Annotated in this window: 10 protein-coding genes and 1 pseudogene; 6 read left to right on the forward strand and 5 right to left on the reverse strand. The window is 38.2% G+C overall.

The features are described 5' to 3' along the window. Positions 1-49: 49 nt before the first annotated feature. From MM239_RS16550 to MM239_RS16560, 3 genes are all read right to left on the reverse strand, one after another. Entirely contained in the window at positions 50-2,950 is a 2,901-nt protein-coding gene (locus MM239_RS16550; RefSeq protein WP_241349368.1) for a glycosyl hydrolase 115 family protein, read from the reverse strand. A 161-nt stretch (positions 2,951-3,111) separates the two neighbouring features. After that, entirely contained in the window at positions 3,112-5,055 is a 1,944-nt protein-coding gene (locus MM239_RS16555) for a RagB/SusD family nutrient uptake outer membrane protein (RefSeq protein WP_241349369.1), read from the reverse strand. A gap of 5 nt (positions 5,056-5,060) precedes the next feature. After that, positions 5,061-8,168, reverse strand: coding sequence for a SusC/RagA family TonB-linked outer membrane protein (locus tag MM239_RS16560; protein WP_241349370.1), 3,108 nt, complete (start codon positions 8,166-8,168; stop codon positions 5,061-5,063). 373 nt (positions 8,169-8,541) lie between these two features. Here MM239_RS16560 and MM239_RS16565 point away from each other — a divergent pair, with 373 nt between their 5' ends. The 6 genes from MM239_RS16565 (at position 8,542) to MM239_RS16590 (ending at position 17,270) form a co-directional block, all read left to right on the forward strand. Beyond that, a complete protein-coding gene (locus tag MM239_RS16565) occupies positions 8,542-10,683 on the forward strand; it encodes an alpha-glucuronidase family glycosyl hydrolase (RefSeq protein WP_241349371.1) in 2,142 nt (713 codons plus the stop codon). Between the two features lie 155 nt (positions 10,684-10,838). Next, complete coding sequence (locus MM239_RS16570) at positions 10,839-11,588, forward strand: SDR family NAD(P)-dependent oxidoreductase (protein ID WP_241349372.1); 750 nt, start codon at positions 10,839-10,841, stop codon at positions 11,586-11,588. A 171-nt stretch (positions 11,589-11,759) separates the two neighbouring features. Then, on the forward strand, positions 11,760-12,884 hold the full coding sequence (locus tag MM239_RS16575; RefSeq protein WP_241349373.1) for an endo-1,4-beta-xylanase: 1,125 nt from the start codon (positions 11,760-11,762) through the stop codon (positions 12,882-12,884). A gap of 124 nt (positions 12,885-13,008) precedes the next feature. Further along, a complete protein-coding gene (locus tag MM239_RS16580; protein ID WP_241349374.1) occupies positions 13,009-14,916 on the forward strand; it encodes a 7TM-DISM domain-containing protein in 1,908 nt (635 codons plus the stop codon). Positions 14,917-15,723: 807 nt separating this feature from the next. Next, positions 15,724-16,029, forward strand: coding sequence for a helix-turn-helix transcriptional regulator (locus tag MM239_RS16585; protein WP_241349375.1), 306 nt, complete (start codon positions 15,724-15,726; stop codon positions 16,027-16,029). Then, positions 16,026-17,270, forward strand: a complete 1,245-nt coding sequence (locus tag MM239_RS16590) for a type II toxin-antitoxin system HipA family toxin (protein ID WP_241349376.1) — start codon at positions 16,026-16,028, stop codon at positions 17,268-17,270. The genes MM239_RS16585 and MM239_RS16590 overlap by 4 nt, the downstream gene beginning before the upstream one ends. On the opposite strand, the gene MM239_RS16595 is transcribed toward MM239_RS16590, so the two are convergent. Together MM239_RS16595 and MM239_RS21285 are read right to left on the reverse strand one after the other, a co-directional pair. Continuing rightward, the gene (locus tag MM239_RS16595) at positions 17,251-18,024 is read right to left on the reverse strand and encodes a 6-bladed beta-propeller (RefSeq protein ID WP_317235645.1); all 774 of its coding nucleotides are present in this window, start codon (positions 18,022-18,024) and stop codon (positions 17,251-17,253) included. The genes MM239_RS16590 and MM239_RS16595 overlap by 20 nt on opposite strands. Positions 18,025-18,112: 88 nt before the next feature. Then, positions 18,113-18,273 (reverse strand): annotated as a pseudogene (locus tag MM239_RS21285) (IS256 family transposase); the annotation flags it as partial.

Raw genomic sequence — 18,273 nt, forward strand, 5'->3', positions numbered from 1 at the left:
GATAGCGATCAGCTCATTCTAACATATTATTCAAGCGTCAACCACCTCACTAAGGCGCTATAAATTTACTTTCCACTGGCCCAAGATAGCTTGGCTTAGGTCTGCCTGTATTTATCACAATCCTCTGTACAACAACGCCAGGATCTACCAACCAAAGCTTCAAGGTATGCTTGCCTGCAACTCTTACTTTATGTTTTGAATTAATTTTTTTGATGTTATCACCCACAGATTTCAACCACCATTCGGCATATTTATAATCAGGTACTTCTTCCCCTTTGTTGGTATTGATCAGCTGTGGTTCTTCATCATCTATGGCTATGGCATACATCAACCCTCCTTCTCTTTTAAAGTCCTGAGTAGGAGATACGTGAACTTCCACATTAAAATCCCCGCTTCCGAAAGAAGTGAAATCATACGCTACATGTGGTGCACTTTCCAAATTTTTCAGTCTCTCTAAATCCATTGGTTCCAATACAATAGATGTTCCAGTCCTTCCCAAGTTTGGCACAACTGTCAATTTCGCATTTTCAGAATCAGATTTTCTTGAAAAATTATGCGCTTCGATTGCAATCACACCTTCATTCTCGACAAAACCTGTAGCTTCTATTTTAAGGTTATTGATCGGAACTTTGATGAGGTATTTTTCCCCTGCCCCTGACAAGACAATTTCTCCTTCCGCCTTACCTTCTGGTGCCAAGTCCCAATCTATCGTCACATATACCATTTCGTGATATTGAGTAACTCCAGAATTGGAAGAAAGGATGATCCAATCCTCATTGCTTTCCAATTTAAAAGCTAATTCATCCCCCCCCCGATTGATAATGTCAATGTAATAGTTTTGATCATTTATGGGATCAAAGACAGGCATTTCCTTACTGAAATCCCAATCTGCCTCCACATCTAACCATCCCCATCGAGGCGCTCTACCGTTTTCTATCAAGTATCCTAAAACTTCACCTTCTTGCAACTGTACATAAGATACCGGAGGCATCAGGTTCAAAGGAGGGTGATTCCAATAGGTATATCCTATGTATGTTTGAGACATCATATGATTCCATTTCCCATTCTCAATTTCGTGGTACTTTTGAGTCAGTCTAGCATCGTTTTCGAAATGCTCTTTGGTTTTTTCTGCATAGTAATTTGTAGCCGCAGCGCCACGTATGCCATAGTATCGATTTTTCCCCGCAGCCACATACATCTCATTTAAGTTTGCGCACATTTCTATAGGTGAATGAACCAACTGAAAATAGGCTGAGTGATATTCACTCGAAAGTTTATCATAGACAGCATTGCTTCTTTCCAACAGTTCATTAAACTCATTCACAATCCTATCAGCTTCCCTATAATTTTCCACGCTGTAAGTACTGGCTGTAAGCATTTCAGGTGTTCGCCTCGAGTTATACTTGGTATAAAACGCAAGAAGCTGAGCAATCTCTTCTGCCTGCTCCGCCCCAAATTGTTGACTTGCCCAATTTTCATAGTACGCTGAAAGGTCTGAAGCTTGAATGGCATCAGGATCCCAAGCGAGGTCCAAGAAAAAGCTAATAGGTAGTTCCATTGGTTTGATATCACCTACATTAGCAATCCAAATCTCATCAACTCCATGCTCATATGTTAGCTTCATTTGCTCCCATACCCTTTCAATCTGAGTAACATTCTGCCACCTGTAAGATGTAGGTGCACCTACATAATCAAAATGATAATACATTCCATATTTTGATTTCTTATCAGCTGATTCCTTCCTTGGTAAGTACCTAATATTTCCCCAGTTGTCATCGCTGAAAAGTACCGTAATATCATCATCGACTCGCATTCCTTTATCAAAGTAATCCTGAACTTCTTTGTAAATAGCCCACACTTGAGGCGTTTGATTTGCAGGCTTTTGAGTAACTTCTTCGATGATCGCTCGTTGGTCTTTGATTATCGTCTCCAAAAGATCCACAGCGGTATCTTCAGACATTGCATCATCTCCATCTCCTCTCATCCCCACAGTCACCATGGTTTCAAAATCACCTACTCTCTCTAGGCCACCTTTCCAAAACTCTTTGAGGCGTTCACTATTGGTAACATAATTCCAATCACCTTCGCCAAACTCCTCCCACTCTTGATGAGCTCGGGTCATTGGTTCGTGGTGACTAGTAGACATCACTATACCATAATCGTCAGCTGTCTGTGGATTCAGTGAATCATCTACATAAAACATCGTTGGTAGCCACATCGAAGGCCATAAGAAGTTTGCCTTATTTCGCAAAAGCAATTCAAAGACTTTTTCATAGCATTGATGATTGATTCCACCAAATTTTTCGAAAGCCCAATTCCTAAATGCCGGAGACTCATCATTGATAAATATACCCCTATACTTCACCTTTGGACTTGAAGACAAAAAGTCAACTTTTTCAACATAAATCTCATCCTGCGTGACTACAGGCACATCTGACCACCAGTACCATGGAGAGACGCCTATTTTTTCTGAAAGCGTAAATACGCCGTAAGCAGCACCTCGCCTATCACTTCCTACAATCACCAAAGCTTGGTCAATCCCAGTAAATGGGTTTTCTACCGACTGCATTCTGAATTGCTCCCACTGCCCTTCAAGACCTTCGGTCTTTATTTTCCCTTCCTTTATCAATGCTTTGATCAAGGCACTGTTTTCAGCAGTTCCAATAATAATTACATTTTTTGCTCGAATTTTTTCTATATCTGAAGTAGATTCAATGGCTGTTACTTCTGGCAAAACACCTGCTACTCTTTCAATGTCCTCACTCAAAAACTTACTAGCTTTTTTTAGAAGAACATTCTCATTGCCATCAAATATTATTTTGGCGGCTTCTTTTTTACTCACAATTTCAAAATATTGACTCACATCGCTCACCTCAAATTTGACATCCACTTGAGAAAACAATAGCTTAGGTAAAAGAAGCAATGAAACAATTATAGATTTTCTAATCATACTTTATTGAGTTTATTGAAGACATATTCAATGAGTCAAACCTAAAAAAAGTGAGCTAAATAACTTCAGCTCACTTCCTTTATCAATTCGTCAAATCAGCTTTTGATAAAATTGCTGGTTTTTGACTAATTTTTAGATTTTTAATCTGTTAATTAAATTCATTAATACCCAGGATTCTGATAGGTAGTCCTATCTCCTGTCATGGCATCAATTTGACTTTGAGGAATCGGTCTTAGATAATGGAAAGGTTGAATTGTCCTAGTGATAGTCTGAGGAGTACGATCACTGTAACTCATCCCCCCGATTTGGTAAGTACCTGCCAGTTCTTCCCACTTCTGGGTTCTGATCAGGTCATACCATCTATAGCCTTCCCCATAGTATTCTCTAGATCTCTCTGCGAGGATATAGTTGATATCAATTTCAGCTGGAGTGGCAGCTACCATTTCTGCACTATTGTCTTCGATTTTTTCAGTATTTCCATTGTTATCCCAGCGCCATACACCAGCTCTTGCTCTGATCACATTGATCAGTTCACGTGCACTCATTGGGCCAGTAGCTCCTTGGACGGCAGCTTCTGCAGCTATGAAATAAAGTTCTGATAGCTTGGCAATATTAAACGGCCTTGTACTACCTGCATTAGGCTCTCCAAGTCCTGTCCCGCTATCTGTCCTGTAAGGACCTAGCTTCCAAAGACCCGGGTGAACGATCCTACTGATGCCACTAGGAGAAATTACAAAATCTGATCTACCTGGCAATATTCCTGCTCCAATGTTCCCACCCAAACTAGAAGGAGAAGGATAGTCAATCGCCTGATCAGGCTCATCATCCAAGAATGTCAGAATAGCATCACCAGGTTGTACTTCGATCAAGTTAGCATTATACATAGGCCCACTAATCACTGGTGTTCTATCTGTATTGGCTCTATATACCGTAGTGAATGTACCATCATACCTAGAGTCATTGGTTTTATCTGCAAAGGTATTCGTAATCACACCAATTGGTGGAGCCATCCTTGTCCATGGCCTCCCTGTTGCTTGGATTGCTTCTCTTCTGACAGATTCTATATTTCCTGCCCATTCACTTGCTGAAGAACTACTTCTAAGCACAGTGTAATTCCATGTCATCATCCATCCTGCGAAGTTTTCAGGTGCAGCTCCATTACCCCATACAAGGCTGGCCCCATTATAAAACTCACTATCTTCTGTATGATCAGCATAGAGCAACAACTCACTATTTCTATCATTTTGTGCCAAATTCACATCATAAAATGTCTCTTGAAGTGAAAATGGTCCTGGGTCATTAATAGCTTCCATCGCTATATTATAAGCCTCTTGGTAGTACCATTGTGCTGTATTCCCATCAGGGTCCTCTCTTGGAGTTTCTGGATATGTTGGGATATTGTTTGGATTCTCCAGCCACCAGGCATAAGTCAAATAAGCCTTAGCCAAATATAATCTAGCCAAAGTTTTGGTCGCAGTTCCTGTCAATCTCGGTGTAGCTGGTAAATCCTCAATGGCTTGCAACATATCTGGGAAAATCCCTCTCGTATAGACTTCAGGCACTGTATTTCTTACTGATGTCCTTGATGGCTCTATATTGAAGGCCAATTCACCAGAACCCAAATCCAAAGGAACACCTCCGAAAGTCTGTACAAGCAAGAAGTAATCAAAAGCCCTAAAGAACCTTGCTTCCGCTACCAATGCATCTGAAACTTCAGCATCTGCGGCAAATTCAATAACACCATTTGCTGTGTTGATATTAGAGAATGCTGCTCCCCATAAAGCATCCGCTCTACTGTTGTTGGGATCAATATCTCCTTGACCACTCAAGTCCATGACAAGGAAGTTTTGATCAGCACTTTGTGCATAGGTAGCTTCATCAGTGCCTGTCAAAGTAGTATTATAGTAATATGCTTGTCCATAGATATACCTCAAATGTGCATACATTGATGTAATCCCACCCAAGATTCCTTCTTGTGTTTGAAAAAACCCTGGTTCAAAAATACTTCTTGGTTGCTCTTCTAGGATCTCTGTACATGAAACCAATAGCAAACCAGTCAATAGAAATACCTTGATTGATTTTAAGTAAAATTGTATCTTTTTCATGGTTTTTAGAATGTCAAGTTAAGACCAATGATAAAATTACGCGTAGCTGGTGCATTTGTACCAATAGTAAGCAACCTGCTAGGAATAGCATCTGTTATAGCTGCGTTTTGGTCACCAAAAGAGTTGGTCTCTGGATCCAAACCAGTCTCTCTATTGAATGGAGAGAATAGCACAAATGGATTCTGCACAGCACCATAGATTCTCAACCTACTCATACCAGCCTTGGTCATCCAGTTGCTCGCATTATCAAAGTTATACCCTAAAGTCATGGTACGAATCTTTAAAAATGAAGCATCAAAATATCCTAAGGTACTTCCATACTTTGGATTATCACCACTTGCCAATCCTCCTGGAGCTGGATATCTTGCCTCGGTATTTTCTGGTGTCCAATAATCTACAGAGACATTGTTTCTTCTTCCACTCATCAAGTTCAAATATCCACTTGATGAATGTAGCGTACTGATCAAAACTCCTCCGCTTTTGAAAGTACCAACTATACTAAGATCAAAGTTTTTGTAAGCAACTCTGGTATTGAAACCACCCATAAAATTTGGCTGAAGATCTAGGATTTGTCTATCATCTGGGCCGATGGCCCTTGTAGGAACACCTTCTGAATCAAAATCACCTGTATACTCCACTTTTATCATACCAACATTACCTCCTGGTTCAAGAATATCTCTATGTGGATCCCCTTCTTGCCATAATCCAATATATTTATGGTCAAAAATCACATCTATAGGATGTCCAACAAACCACCAGTTTCCTTCATCCCTATCCTGACCAGAAGCCAATGAAACCAATTCATTTCTATTGGCATAGATGTTTATTCCAGCTTCCCAGCTCCAGTCATTATTTTCGAAAATCAAACCGTTCAAAGCTAGCTCTACCCCTTTGTTTTGAGTCTCTCCTATATTTGCTGTATAGCTTCCTACTCCAGAAGTTGCTGGAAGATTTACGCCTAAAAGGATGTCTTTTGTGTTAGTGATGTAATACTCCAAACTACCCGTCAAACGGTTGTTGAATAATCCAAAATCAACACCTGCATTGTATGTCTCTGAGTATTCCCAACCAAGATTTGGATTAGGAAGTGAGTTCACGAAGTAACCTGTCAATAGCGCATCATTACCAAAGTTGTAAGGTCTGATCCCCAATCCACCCAAGGTCGCATAAGGTGCGATAGCTTGATTGGAAGTCTGGCCATATCCAAGTCTCAATTTTAACATATCCACTTGTGACACATTATTCATAAACGATTCTTTACCAATGTTCCAACCTACCGAAACAGCTGGATAAGTATGCCATTTGAAGCCTGGAGCTAGTCTAGAAGACCCATCAGATCTTAATGTCGCAGAGATCATGTATTTGTCATCATAAGAATACATCACACGTCCCATCAATGAGCTTAGCCCCCATAGCTGATAGTTTTGATCATTTGGGTTGATTTGGATTTCTCCATCAGAATGTCCAAGATTGTAAAATTGAAACTGGCTTGCAGCTATATCTCTTGCCCACATCCTTGAGCTATAAAACTTATTCTGCTCATTGGCATAAAGCGCCGTTACATTTACAATGTGCTTATCTGCAAAAATTTTGTCATACGTGATCAAGTTTTCCATGATCCAGTGGAAATTATGAGAATTCCCAACTGCCGCAAAGGATTCGGTATCTGGATTAGGGCTAGTTACACCACGACCAGTAAACTCCCCATTGTTGGTTTGCCTGTAATCCAAACCTAAATTGGCTCTGTACTTCAAACCTTCCACACCAGGGATTTTCAACTCTGCATACAGTGCATTGTAAGTAGCGTATGTACGAGTTTCGTTCAACCACTGCCCTTCCAAATCTTCAATAACATCTCTTGTTCCTACCCATGAATCATCCATAGGCATACCAATAGTTCTTCTGCGTGTCCCATCTGCATTGAAAGGACTTGCTAGAGGAGACAAACTTAGAATCCCATACAGCCCTACTTGAGATCCTTGTTGCGTATTGAAGTTATTGTTACTATTGAATCCTACTCTCAAGTGGTTTCCGATTTCTTGATCTATGGCAGCTCTCATAGAGATCCTATCAAACTGCTGCGTAGGGATTACTCCTTCATCATGATAATATCCTAATCCAAAACTGTAAGTACTCTTCTCACCACCACCTGATATATTTACATCATGGCTAGACATTGTACCCGTCTGATACATCAATCCTTGCCAATCTGTATTTACATCATTTGCTTCGCTTGGCCCTGGGTTTTCAAATAAACCAGCGGCTTCCCTCATGGCTAGAAACTCTGGACCATCCATCATTGGATATGGAGAAAAAACTGTTCTTGGTCCATGAAATCCACTGTACCTAATTTTCGCTTCTTGGCCTTTAAATCCCTTTTTGGTCGTCACCAAAACAACACCATTGGCACCTCTAGAACCATAGATAGCTGTAGCAGAAGCATCCTTTAAAATATCGATACTATCGATATCTTCTGGGTTGATATCAGCAATAGATCCTGCAAATGGTATCCCGTTGAGAACAATCAAAGGATCGTTACTCGCTGTAAGGGATCGATTTCCCCTGATTCTGATTTGCATCGTTGCACCTGGTTGAGAAGATGTCTGGGAAATATCTACACCAGGCAACCTTCCTTGAAGTGCTTGTGAGATGTTTGCCGAAGGCACTTCACGCATTACATCTCCACCAATTGATGCTACCGATCCAGTGACCGCTTCTTGACGCATGGTACCATACCCCACGACCACTACTTCATCCAATGAGCTCACATCTGGCTCCATATTTATTGTGATCTCAGAGCGGTTGCCCACTTGAATCTCTTGAGTAACAAAGCCCACAAACGAAAAAATCAATGTTGCACCTTGCTGCACATTGATTTCAAAGTCTCCGTCTATTCCTGTTACTACTCCATTCGTGGTACCTTTCTCTTGTACAGATGCACCAGGTAGACCTAACTCCGTCTCATCTAGTACAACACCCTTTACTGTCACTGATTGAGCTAATGAAGACCAGCTAATAGCAACCAGCATCAACACTCCAATTGTCCTTTTGAGCCAAACATCAAAAACTACTCCTTGTTTTGGGTAATTAAACTTGGCTTGGTTTTTTTTCATATGGTAGATTATTTGTTGGGTAAGAAATGTTTTTGTTATGAAAAGATCTCAAAGTCAATGGTTTTGTTCAATTCCAAATTTCCAAAATCATATTCACGGGTTAAACTTCATAATTTTTGTTCTTTAATGCAACCGATTTCATATTTATTTTATAATTTCGGAATTCAGAAGAAGGAAAATTGCTTTAACTTAAATCATAAATTATCAGATTTACCTTTAGAATAATGTACTTCGATAATTTGTGAAAAAAACTCAAAGCTATTCATAATCATAATATACTTAAAGATCAATGTAACCGATTTCATGGATGACTTTTAAAGTAACTATCACATTAAATTAAGACCTAAAACAAAAACCAATAACCCATCAAAAAATGAAATTTATTTTCTCACTATGCTTCATTTTAGTAATCAACATCATTTCTGCCTTTGCCAATGATGGATATAAACTTTGGCTTCAATACTACCCTATTGAAAATCCAAGTGCATGGCAATTATCAGTACTAAAAAACCACAAAATCCATGGGGATTCTGAAACAATCTCTATCATCAAAAATGAGCTAGAATTAGCGGCATCGGGAATGGTAAGCCCAAGTAAGCATCCTACCAAAAAAGACAAAAAGAACACACCAAACACCTTACTGATAGCGAAACATCAGGATCTCGGCCTAGAAGTGCTCCCAAACACTCTAATCAATCAATTGGTGGATGATGGGTATGCGATTTTTTTAGATAAAAAATCTGGTCAAATCATTGTGACTGCAAAATCAGATATTGGTCTATTATATGGTACTTTCCGATTGCTTCAAATGATTCAAATCGGTGATAGTGTTCCTGAAGAAGGAATATTTCAATCTCCTAAGATCACCCACAGGGTACTGAATCACTGGGACAACTTAGATAGAACTGTAGAAAGAGGTTATTCAGGTTTTAGCATTTGGAATTGGCACAGGCTACCAAGGCACATTGACCAGCAATATCACGATTATGCCAGAGCAAATGCTTCTATCGGTATCAATGGCACAGTCCTTACGAATGTAAATGCTAACTCATTGGTGCTTACTCCAAGCTACTTAGAAAAAGTCAAGGCTTTAGCTGATGTATTTAGACCTTACGGGATTAAAGTTTACCTCACAGCTAGATTTTCATCACCTATCGAAATTGGAAAACTACCAACTGCAGATCCTTTGGATGAAGATGTCCAAGCTTGGTGGAAAGAAAAAGCGAAAGAAATCTACAAGCATATTCCTGACTTTGGTGGGTTTGTGGTAAAAGCTGATTCTGAAGGACAGCCAGGACCTCATAATTACAAAAGATCTCAAGCCGATGGTGCAAACATGCTCGCTGAAGCGCTAGAACCATTTGGAGGCATTGTCATGTGGAGGGCATTTGTCTACAGCGAGCATACACCTGATGATAGGCACAAGCAAGCTTATAATGAGTTCAAACCACTTGATGGGAAATTTAAAGGTAATGTCATTGTACAAGTCAAAAATGGTGCGATTGACTTCCAGCCTAGAGAGCCTTTTCATCCAATGTTTGGAGCTATGCCTCAAACTCCCCTAATGATGGAGTTCCAAATCACGCAAGAATACCTTGGTCATGATACACATTTGGCATTCTTAGCACCTCTATTTGAGGAAGTACTGAAAGAAGATACTTTTACCAATGGTGCTGGTAGTGAAGTGGCTAAGGTGATAGACGGATCATTGCACAACCATAAACTGACGGCCATGGCAGGTGTGGCAAACATAGGCTCAGACCGAAACTGGACAGGCCATCATTTCCATCAAGCGAATTGGTATGCCTATGGAAAAATGGCATGGGCCCCCTACATAAGCTCAGCTGAAATAGCTGAAGAATGGCTAAAACTCACTTTTACAACTGACAAAAACTTTGTAGGGCCTATCCAAAAAATGATGCTTGCTTCTAGAGAAATGGTTGTCAATTATATGACGCCACTGGGACTGCACCATATCATGGCAGAAAGCCACCACTACGGACCAGGACCGTGGGTAACAGGAGGTAGAAGGGCAGACTGGACAGCTACTTATTACCATCAAGCTTCTGAAACTGGGATTGGTTTTGACAGAACAAAAACTGGATCAAACGCATTGGAACAATACGCTGAACAAATACAGAAACTTTGGGGAGATGTTGAAACTATACCAGAAGAACATCTACTATGGTTTCATCATTTGCCATGGTCACACAAACTTCAAAATGGAAAATCACTTTGGGATAACATCGCAATACACTATCAAAAAGGTGTAGATGAAGCAAAAGCCAATGTGAAACTTTGGGAAACTGTGCAAGGAAAGATTGACCATGAAAGGTTTGCGCACGTACACTCCTTCTTAAAAATCCAGGCTGAGGAAGCCGTCTGGTGGAAAGATGCATGTTTGACATATTTCTCACAATTCTCCAAAATGTCCCTTCCTGACGGAGTAGAAGAACCAACTCATGATTTGGAATACTACAAAAGCATTAGACCAAGGCATGTGCCAGGGATATAAGGAAGGATGAAGGGTGAAGTATGAGGGATGAAGGGTGAAGAGTGAATTATGAAAAAACAAGTCCTGTGAGGACGACCGAGATCTTAGCCTCGGGTTTTAACCCAGGGAATGAAGCGATAGACAAGAATCAATCAAAATTAATCATATAACAACATATGAACCAAGAAATTCAAAAGGTAGCAATAGTCACAGGTGGTGGATCTGGATTAGGATTGGCTACAAGTATTAAATTAGTAAATGAAGGAATCAAAACGATCATCATAGGAAGAAATCAGCAAAAACTTAACGATGCAAAAGCTCAACTTGGGCCACTCGCAGAGACAATTGCATTTGACTTAAGTAAGACTGGTGAGATTCCAGCATTGATCGATGAGATCAAATCTAAATTTGGTCGGATAGATATATTAGTAAACAATGCTGGAATTAATATGAAAAAAGAATTCACAGAAGTCAGTGATGAAGACTTTTTCGAAGTGATCAATACCAATGTACTTTCTGTATTCAGCATTAGCAGAGAAGTAAGTAAGGTTATGATATCACAAGGCAATGGAGCTATCGTCATGATTTCATCTATGGCTGCCAAATATGGAATCCCTAAAGTAATTGCCTATACAGCTGCAAAATCAGCCATAGAAGGCATGACTAAAGCTATGGCTGTAGAACTTTCTCCAAAAGGAATACGAGTCAATTGTGTAGCACCTGGCTTCATTGTGACAGAGATGTCATCCAAAGCGCTAAACAACGACCCAGAGAGAAAAAACAAAGTAATGGCAAGGACGCCTATGGGATATTTAGGTGAAACTTCTGATATCGCTGAGGCTGTCTACTATTTTGCAAGTGATGCATCGAAATATGTAACAGGCACATCACTTGCCGTGGATGGTGGAAACTCCATAGGATTTTGACACTACAACCAACTATAAAAACAAATGATTTCCAGACACTTAATAGTAAATGAAGATTAATAGACTCATCATTCTTTATAATTATAACCTTGGCTGATAGTCTCAACCATTCAATACTTAAGCCCACTCTTAAAAACCAAAAAGATAGAAAAACATTTAAACCTAATAACCATGAATAAACTTCTTAAACCAATTTCAGCAATAGCTTTTATTGCCTTGCTATACGTACAGCCTTCACATGCTCAAGGGCTCAAAGACATGTTCAAAGATAGCTTCGATATCGGTGCTGCCATAGACAACAGGCAGGCTTATGGTACAGATCGAGAAGGTAAAGCACATGCTGTACTTGCGAAGCACTTCAATAGCATCACACCAGAGAACTTGATGAAATGGGGATCTATTCATCCTCGTCCTGACACTTACCTTTTTGAGCCGATGGATAGGCTAGTAAACTTAGCTGATTCGATTGGGGCTCGAGTGGTGGGACATACCTTGGTTTGGCACAATCAGACACCTGATTGGGTTTTTGAAGATGAAAATGGAGATCGATTGAGTGAATCAGCGCTGATAGAAAGGATGGAAAAGCACATCGAAACGGTCATGGGAAGATACAAAGGACGTGTATTTGCATACGATGTGGTCAATGAAGCAATATTTGACAATGGAGAATACAGAACCTCCAAATGGTATGAAGCCAGTGAAACAAGGTTTATCAAAAAAGCATTTGCCAAAGCTGAAGCTGTCGATCCAGATGCAGAGCTTTACTACAATGATTACAACATGTGGAAGCCTGAAAAGAGAGAGACAGCCATTAAATTAGCCAAAGAAATCCGAGAAGAAGGTATTCGGATAGACGGCATTGGCTTGCAAGGGCATTATGGGTTAGAATCTCCTTCTCTGGAAGAGATAGAAGCCTCTATCCTTAGGATTGCGGAAGAAGGTTTCAAGGTGATGTTTACTGAAGTAGATATAGATGTACTGCCCAATCCAGTCAACAGGCATGGCGCAGATATAGACGCTACATTCGAATTTGATGAGAAATATAACCTCTACACAGATGGTCTACCTGATGAAGTACATCAAAAGTTACTCAAAAGATATGTTGAACTTTTTGAATTGTTCAAAAAGCATGAAGATAAAATCACCAGAATCACATTCTGGGGAATTCATGATGGTGGCAATTGGCTAAACAACTGGCCAATGAGAGGAAGAACAGCCTACCCATTACTCTTTGACAGACAGTTTGAGCCAAAAACAGACATTATAGAAGCAATTCAAAAAGTGGCTAATCAATAATTTTCACTATATTTTATTGATTGCAAGAACATAAATTTGATAAAAAGAAAAATACGGAGTAAAATGCTTAACCAAATGAGTGAGTTTACTCCGTATTTGATATCAATCCCAAAATTACTCACAGGTGGCAGCCTTTAGACTACATGTTTTTATTCTCTTGACTGGTATGTTTACCAGCCTAGTAGCATATGCTAATATAGAAGTAAACCTCCCTACAACGGTAGAAGTGAAAGATGGCGTTTATCAAATTCAAGTCAGTAAGATGCTTGACTTTTACCTTGATACCACCTCACAATACAGCATTAATGATATTTCCTCACCTGAATTTCAACATAAATTCCAAAAAGTAACAGACGGCCATGTAGTATATGATTACCTAGACTCCGATTTGTGGATGAGACTAACGGTTTCAAATAAACAAAGTGACCACAATCAATCCTGGTATTTTGAATCTTGGGGGTTTGATATCAAGAAGTTTACTTTTTATTTCCCAAATCCAGACGGATCTTTCCATGAAAACACTGCTGGTTTTTCTTTACCATTTTTTGAAAGAAATATTCATCACAAAAATTTCAATCAATTTCTCGATGTCAGACCTGGTGAGACAAAGACCTATTATTTCAAAGTGCAAAGAACATATAATCAAGAATTCAGCTTCTATGTAAGGTCAAATGAACGATTCTTATCTCACTCACTCAATGAGTATTTTCTATTAGGGACATATTATGGAGTCCTCATTTTGATCCTAATTTTTAATTTGTATTTATTTATAAAGCTAAAAGACCTCTTATACCTCTACTTCCCTTGTTTGATTTTTGCATGTATCTGGTTTTCATTAGGGAGAGATGGTTTGGGCTTCCAATACCTCTGGCCAGGTATGCCATGGATAAACAAGCTGAACAATGAGAAAGTCATCGAACTTTTGATCATTTTAGCTACACTTCTTTTCTCAAATAGATATATTCAAAAATACACCAAGAGTGATAAAGTATTCAAAGCTACGATTTGGGCAGCTTTTGCAAAATTGCTTTTGTTTTTGAGCCAAATCTATGTTTATGAAATGTATTACATCAACTACTTAACCATTACTTTTTTGATCCTATTTATTCCATTTTCAATGGGCTTATATACCTTAGCCAAAGAAAAAATCTACTCTTGGTCTTATATTTTTGCATTTGCTTGTCTGTTTCTGGTGATCGTATACTCTTACTCGAAGACCATACAGCTATTTAATAACCCAGTGTTAAACTGGTATTTCGTATATCCTGTCATTTTCATAGAAATGATTTTATTCTCCTTTTCTATTTTCAAACAAATCAAATTTCTACAGGATGAATATGTAAATGCAAACAAAGAAAGGACGCTGGTACTAGAAAAAAACAATCAGCTAACGCTACAACTCAATAGTAAACTAAAAGAAAAAGTAAAAGCACGCACGGAGAAAATCGAAAAAATGGCCTCTGATCTTGCAAAGAAAAATGTTGAGTTACAAACGACTAACCTAAGACTTGAAGAGCTCAATGCCCAAGTCACACAAATGAACAAGTTCCTCGAAGAAAACAACAAGGAACTAAAGATGAGTGTGCAAGTTACGACAAAAGACCTTGCCTTGATGAAAGGATTGGATTTCGAAGATTTCAAAAAAGTATTTCCAAATAAAGAGGCTTGCTTCCAATTTTTGTCAGAACTAAAATGGAAGGATAGTTTTCATTGCAAAAAATGTGGCTATAACAAATACAATGAAGGTGCGAATTTTGGAAGAAGGTGTAGGAACTGTAATTACTATGAATCGCCTACGGTTGACACTTTGTTTCACAAACTCAAATTCCCAATTGAAAAGGCATTCTATATCTTATACCTCACCAATAGAAAAGATGTTAATCTTTCTCTAAATGAAATTTCGGAAATCTTAGAACTACGTAGAGAAACATGCTGGGCATTCAAAAATAAAATCAATCTAGCCATGGAGAAGGTCAACCACAATAAAGACCTAAGTGGCTGGGAGACTCTTGCGCTAGTGCATTTGGATTGAGTTATCTAAATAGATATACTTTCTGAAGAAACTTTTAGATTGTAATCAACAGAATAATAAACTTAAAATATCCCAAACAAATGATGTGATTTATATCAACTCATCGATTCGTATAATTTAAGGTAAACCTGCCCACACCAATGAGATCTTAAATAAAGTCAATAATATTACAATGTTTAGCATTAATTCTATTCTTAGTCTCGTGTGAGGTATCTGAAAAGAAAGCTAACATACTGTAAAGTGGTATCAAACAAATACAAATTGACCCATCTGAAATCAATGATACCATAGACTTTTCTGATTTAGTTAGTAGTATAAGATTAGTCCGATTAGAGGAAGACGGCAATTATATGGCAGAAGCTTGGAAGGTAATTTTATAATATTTGATTCATTTGATGCAGAATTCACACAGTTCTCTACTGTTTACAACAAAGTCTCTGGAAAAGTTATTGGCAATGGAAGATTTTTAAAAGAACTAAAAACTATCATCTTGTACTCCCTTTTTTCCTCACTTTTGATACCGCTACAAAAGTGTTTTGGAAGGGTATATTCTAAGGCACTATATAAATGAAGCTAGCCAATTTTATCAATATTTAACCAATGAAGATGATTTGGAGTCCCAATATTTGGTGGAAATGTTACTTGATTCACTCAAGCAATAGTAAATCACAGTTATTTTTAATCTTTCACTAGTTTTTATAATTCGAAAAAAATAAAAATTTACATTTGGTTTCAAATATTACTTAGTAAATTTACTAACATCATTATATCACTTAATTCATAAAAACATATATAATCAATATTATAATGTTACTTATATCTCCATCAAAAGCTCAAGTCAAAATAGCAAATAGTATTCGTGAAAGAAGGTTGCAAATGGATCTAACACAAGAAGGATTGGCAGATCGATCAGGAGTACCATTAGCTACTTTGCGGAAGTTTGAACAAAAGGGAATAATCTCTTTGGAATCTCTCTTAAAACTATTAATGATAGTTGGAGGCTTAGATGAAATTGTCAATACGCTCAAGCCAAGAAAAACAAGCTATGAAACCATTGATGATGTTTTGAAAGATAATAATCAGTTTGAAAGAAAAAGAGGACGTAAAAAATGAATACCCAAGCTAAAGAAATTAAAGTTAGTCTTGATTTTGGAGCAGGCATGGAACCAGTTGGACGACTTGCTATCAACAATCAAACAATTTACTTTGAATACGAATTGTCATTCTTGGGAAAAGGCTTAGAAATCTCTCCATTTCACTTACCCTTAAAAAAAGGGGTAATAGAATTACCCTATCGCCCATTTGAAGGCTTAGCAGGTGTTTTCAATGATAGCTTGCCGGATGGTTGGGGTAGGTTGCTTTTTGATAGAATGGTAAGATCAAAAGGATTTATACCGGAAGATTTTTCTCCTTTGGATAGGTTGGCTAGTGTTGGGCTTTTTGGTTTGGGTGCTTTGGTATATGAGCCAAATATTATTGAAGAAAATAACGATTTAAAAATTGATTTAGATCAGTTGGCAGATCAAACAGAAGAAGTATTGCAAGGTAGCACTGATGACATTATAAGTGAATTACTTTCTTTGAACGGCTCTTCTGCTGGTGCTCGTCCAAAGGCACTAATTGGCGTTGACTCAACATTTAAAAATATTATTCATGGCACTCATTCACTTGAAGAAGGTTTTGATCCGTGGATAGTTAAATTCCCTAATCAACAAGATGGTACTGATGCTGGAGCTATTGAATTTGTATTTGCAAAAATGGCTGCATTGGCGGGAATAAATGTCCCTGACATACATCTATTCTCGTCTTCCAAAAGTCCAGGATATTTTGCAGTCAAAAGATTTGACCGGGAAAATGGGCAAAGAATTCATATGCATACAGTGAGTGGCTTGCTTCATAGTGATTTTCGGGTTCCAGCTTTGGATTATGAAGACCTTCTAAACTTGACAGGTCGACTTACTAAAGACATCCGTGAAGTTGAGAAAATCTATCGTTTGGCTGTATTCAATGTATTGTCTCATAATAGAGATGATCATGGGAAAAACTTTAGCTTTCTAATGGATTCTTCTGGAAATTGGAGGTTAGCACCTGCTTATGATTTAACCTTTTCTAGTGGGCCTAGAGGTGAGCAAAGCACTATGGTGATGGGAGAAGGCAGAAACCCAGGAATAAGTCATTTATTAAAACTTGGTATAGAGGCAAAAATATCAAAAGAAAAAATTGACAACATTATCGAACAAACAGTAGATGCAGTAAACAATTGGGAAAACTTGGCCAAAAACTACGGTGTAAGTCAATCCAACATATCGTTCATAAGCAAAGCTATCAAAAAGATCACTCGAAATGATAGATAGCGACAACTGGGTTGTCTGAAGCATCTAACACTTTAATTCTTGGGTTACTTAAGATTTTTTCTTTTTCTCCTTTCCTTTTGCTGATAGCTGTTATGAAATCAGCAGCATTCAACGTTCCGTATGCATAAGCATCATTAAAGCCATTAAACTTAAAAAGCATTAAATGATCCACGTCATTTGTTATTTTTGAAGAGAATTTAAAAAACCCCTCTTCCTTGTTGTACAAGCAAAATTTGGCAGAAGGTCCTTTATAGCTTGCCTCAAAAAACACATGTTCTTGGTTTTCTAAAAATGTATCTCCTACATGTCCATAATTTTTTAGGGCAGCAGATAGTGTCTCAAAGCTATAGGTTTCCTCGATTGGTAATTGCCTATCTCCAAAATTGAAAAGATATCTTGGAATAACATCTTTTCCCTTTAGGCTGAATACTTTGTTGTAGAATGGCGGGATAAATAATACGGAATCATCATAAAGCCTAAACATATTTTGCTTTTCATACACGACATCTCTATTAGAGGGATATTCGAAGTGCTTTTCAATGATATTTGATTCATAACCTGAAATGAACAACTCAAAAGGGCCAGCTTCTACATCATTATATTTTGAAAGAAATGGATTATGATAAAAATACCCTCCAAAGGGATAAATCTTACTCGATTTCCAATCAAACTTTTCTGTATGGCTATATTCCAAGTCTTTGAAAACAAGCATTTGCTGTCTGAAATGATCATAAATTGCGATTTGAGTTGGGATAGTTCATTAAACTGTGTCTAAGGTTAAATCTTTCTTTCAGCCTACTGTCTTAGTTGCCTTAAGGCAACTAAGACAGTAGGCTGAAAATTTAGTTTTTTTGCGGTACCCTCTCTGGGTATAGTTCCATGATTTCTCGCTGGATGGAAGTCCAGCCGTGAGCTTTTCTTCTCCATGATTTTTCATTTCGGCTAATCGATAAATAGAGCTGTTTTAACAGTGCTGTTTCCGATGTCCATGCGGCTTTGCTTT

The sequence above is a fragment of the Belliella filtrata genome (assembly GCF_022549775.1).
Lineage (GTDB): Bacteria > Bacteroidota > Bacteroidia > Cytophagales > Cyclobacteriaceae > Belliella > Belliella filtrata.